We start from the raw sequence: 403 nt of genomic DNA on the forward strand, positions 1-403 counted from the left end.
CGGGCGTCGCGAGCGCGGAGTCCAACGGCGGGGTGCGGGTCATGCCGCTGGGCGACTCGATCACCGAGGGCACCCAGGTGCCCGGCGGCTACCGGATCGGGTTGTGGCAGCGCCTGGCCGCCGGCCGCTACACCATCGACTTCGTCGGTTCGCAGTTCAACGGGCCGGGCAATCTGGGCGACCACGACCACGAGGGACACCCCGGCTGGCGGATCGACCAGATCGACGCCAACATCACCCGCTGGCTGCAGACCTACACCCCGCGCACCGTGCTGCTGCACATCGGCACCAACGACGTGCTGCAGAACTACAACGTGTCCGGCGCGCCGCAGCGGCTGTCGACGCTGATCGACCACATCACCGCCGCCGCGCCGAACGCCGAGGTGTTCGTCGCGACCATCAT

Annotated in this window: 1 protein-coding gene; it reads left to right on the plus strand. The window is 69.7% G+C overall.

The genetic code is table 11. The features are described from left to right. The coding region (locus AAH991_RS40300; protein WP_346231214.1) for a GDSL-type esterase/lipase family protein at positions 1-403 on the plus strand (403 nt) is incomplete at both ends.

The sequence above is a fragment of the Microbispora sp. ZYX-F-249 genome, from assembly GCF_039649665.1.
Lineage (GTDB): Bacteria > Actinomycetota > Actinomycetes > Streptosporangiales > Streptosporangiaceae > Microbispora > Microbispora maris.